Below are 3199 nucleotides of genomic sequence, written 5' to 3' on the forward strand. Positions count from 1 at the left end.
TAATGTCATAGTCCAGTCCCAGCTTAAAGTTGTTGTTATTGCGCTTACGCTTATCGTACTCATTTTCCGTAATGGTGGTAGTGCCTATATAACGGGTGGAGCGGTTGTCCAGGTACACCTGGTTATTACCATAATCATAGCTGCCGTACACATTTACCTTGGCAGTGCGGTAGTTTAAACCCAGGCCGCTGTTGTAACGGGCAAAACGTCCGGCGCCTGCGCCCAGGGTAAAGGTGCCGTTCATGCCCAGGCTGCGGCCTTTAATGGTTTTTATGTTGATAACGGCGCCGCCCTGCGCATCGTACCTGGCAGAGGGGTGGGTAATGATCTCTACCTTATCCAGGCTGCTGCCGTTCATGGTTTGCAGCAGGGTATTCAGCTCCTCACCGGAGAGGTTGGAGGGGCGGCCGTCTATCCATACGCTTACGGATTTTCCCCTTACGCTCAGTGTACCATTCTGGTCGGCCAGTACGCCGGGAGCCCGTTTAATCACATCATAGGCATTGCTGCCGGCTGCCACCGGGCTTTCAGATACATTCAGGGTCATACGGTCCACCGACTGTACCAGGAAAGGTTTGCTGCCTTTCACCTCAAAGATCTTAAGGCTGATGGTGTCTGTTGCCAGGGTGGCGGAATCTTTGGCAGGGGCCTGTACCTGCCCGGCTGCCTGCTCCCCTGCTGCCAGTACCAGCAGCAGCCCCGTTAACCAGCTATGTTTGATGATCTGTTTCATGAATATCAATTTTCATAACAAACATATTACGGGAACTGCCTGCTATAAAAAATGATACACCAACTACGCAGATCAATACTACCAACCGCCGGATGATGGTGTTAAAGGAAAAGGGGCTATTTCTCCTTTCCGCCTTCCAGGTGAAAGATGTGCAGAAAACGGTGGGCAATGGGGGTGAACATTAAAGCTACTACGGATAAGAATATGACGCCGCTGTAAATGGCGTAAATACCGGAAAAGATCTTGGCCCCGGCCGATTCCATGGGATTTACAGGGCCCATACCGGTAAGGATCATGGCGGCATTCAGGTACGCATCCAGCCAGCCCAGGTGCGCCAGGAAATGATAACCGGCCATGCCTATCAACATGGAGAAAATGATCACCAAAAGGGAAACCAGGCCATAGCGCATCAGGCGCCGTACAAACAAACGGCGGGGAAGCAGGGGCTGTGAGCGGTGTTCAAAATGCATAACCGGCTATTTTTTGCCTTTAAAGATACGTTTGAATGCCTTGCCCAGCTTATTCAGGTTAGCCAGCTGCTCCTGTATCGGCGCCAGGGTAAGGTCTTCCGGCTGCACGCCGGCTTCCAGGTATTCCATTTCAATCTGTTCCGGGAAAATGAGGATGATATTTGTATCGCGGAAGTAGCGGCCTAACCGGGCAGGAATATGTTCCTGGAAAGCAGTGTACGACAGCGTGCCTTTGCGGGCAGAAGCCACCACCAGCAGGTCGCCGCTGCTTACCTCTTTGGAAAGCGCCTGAAAATCTTCCAGCTCCGTAGCGCCAATGGGCTTAAAGCTTACCTCCATATTGATCTTGGCGTACTGCAAAAAGGTTTCCACCGCCACCTTGGTTTTCTCCGGGCAATGGATCACCAGGCGTGCGCCGATCTGTTTAGCCAGTATCAGCATTTTTTGCAGGTAATGCACAAAACCTTTTTCATACTCTGTATTACGGGGCAGCACCAGCACCATTTTTTTTGCTGCGTTCATGGGATGATGGAAATCGCATACATACACGGTTTCCCATACGCTTTGCAGCACGTTATCCAGCGTGGTGCCGAATATAGAGCCAAACAACCGGTCGGTGGTGCTGGTCTTATCCGTCCAGCCCAGGATCACATCCGTTATCAGCAATTCCTTGGCTGCACGGGCAATACCATCCGCCACATTCAGATCCACGCGCGTAATCGACTGCACATGGCTTTCCGTGGCAGCGGCATGCATAACCGCAGCTTCCATCATTCTATTGGTAACATGGATCTTTTCTTTGGCTTCCTCATCATCCTGCACCACGGCAAGCGGGTACACCGGTGTTTGGGATCCGGGATCTTTGATCATCACTGCCAGGTCCAGCAGGGCTTCTATACGCGCGGGGTTAGATACGGGCACCAGTATACGTTCCGGGCCATCGTCCGTTTCAGGCTTACGCTCTGCTTCTACTATGGCCAGGCGGCGGCCGGCATTTTCCGTTACAAAAGAACCTACCAAACAGGTAACAAGAATAAGCAGCACGGTACCATTCAGCACATTCTCATTAATAATACCCATGTTAAAGCCTATCAGTATCACCGCAATGGTGGCAGCGGCATGCGCGCTGCTTAAACCAAAGATCACATTCCGTTGCGGCACGCTGTAACCAAAGGAAAGCTGTGTAAAAAAGGCTGCCAGCCATTTGCTGAATAAGGCCATAGCGGTTAGTGAACCGGCAATGATCAATGCCTCCTGCCCTCTTAGCAGCACCCGCAGGTCCACTATCATACCCACACTGATCAAAAAGAAGGGAATGAACAGCGCATTGCCTACAAAAGCAATACGGTTCATTAAAGTAGAGGTATGCGGTATCAGCTGGTTTAATGCCAGTCCGGCCAGGAAAGCGCCAATAATACCCTCAACCCCCGCCAGCTCTGCCAGGAAGCCGGCCAGGAACACCAGGGCTAATACGAAGATGAAGTGCGAGGTTTTATCGTCCTTGATCTTTTTAAAGAACCAGCGCCCTATCATGGGAAAGATCCACAATATAATGGTAGCAAATACGGTGACCGATACCCCCAGCCGTATCCAGAAATAAGTATTCAGGTTGCCGGCAGCAGCGCCGGTAATAATAGCCAGTATTAATAATACAGCCGTATCCGTTATAATGGTGCCGCCTACGGCTACGGTCACCGCCTCATTTTTAGTAATGCCCAAACGGCTGGCTAACGGATAGGCCACCAGCGTATGCGTAGCAAACATGCTGGACACCAGCAGCGTGGCCATAAAATTAAAATGCAGCCAGTAGGTACAAACCAGGTATCCTAAAATAAGGGGAATAAAAAAAGTGAAAGCGCCAAATACCAGGCTGCGGTGCCGGTTCTTGCGGAACTCGGTCATATCCAGCTCCAGCCCGGCCAGGAACATAATGTATAACAAACCGGCCTTGCCAAACAGGTCTATGCTGCCCTTTTCTATGATCTTAAAGCCGTGA

Annotated in this window: 2 protein-coding genes and 1 pseudogene; all 3 read right to left on the reverse strand. The window is 51.0% G+C overall.

Annotated elements, in window-relative coordinates; translation table 11 throughout:
• Positions 1-733, reverse strand: a pseudogene (locus VIM87_RS03145) (hypothetical protein); the annotation flags it as partial.
• Positions 734-849: 116 nt separating this feature from the next.
• A complete protein-coding gene (locus tag VIM87_RS03150; RefSeq protein ID WP_331995558.1) occupies positions 850-1203 on the reverse strand; it encodes a hypothetical protein in 354 nt (117 codons plus the stop codon).
• Positions 1204-1209: 6 nt separating this feature from the next.
• Positions 1210-3199 (reverse strand): cation:proton antiporter (locus VIM87_RS03155; protein ID WP_331995559.1); only part of this gene is annotated, 1990 nt, incomplete at its 5' end.

The organism is Chitinophaga sp., assembly GCF_036569125.1.
Lineage (GTDB): Bacteria > Bacteroidota > Bacteroidia > Chitinophagales > Chitinophagaceae > Chitinophaga.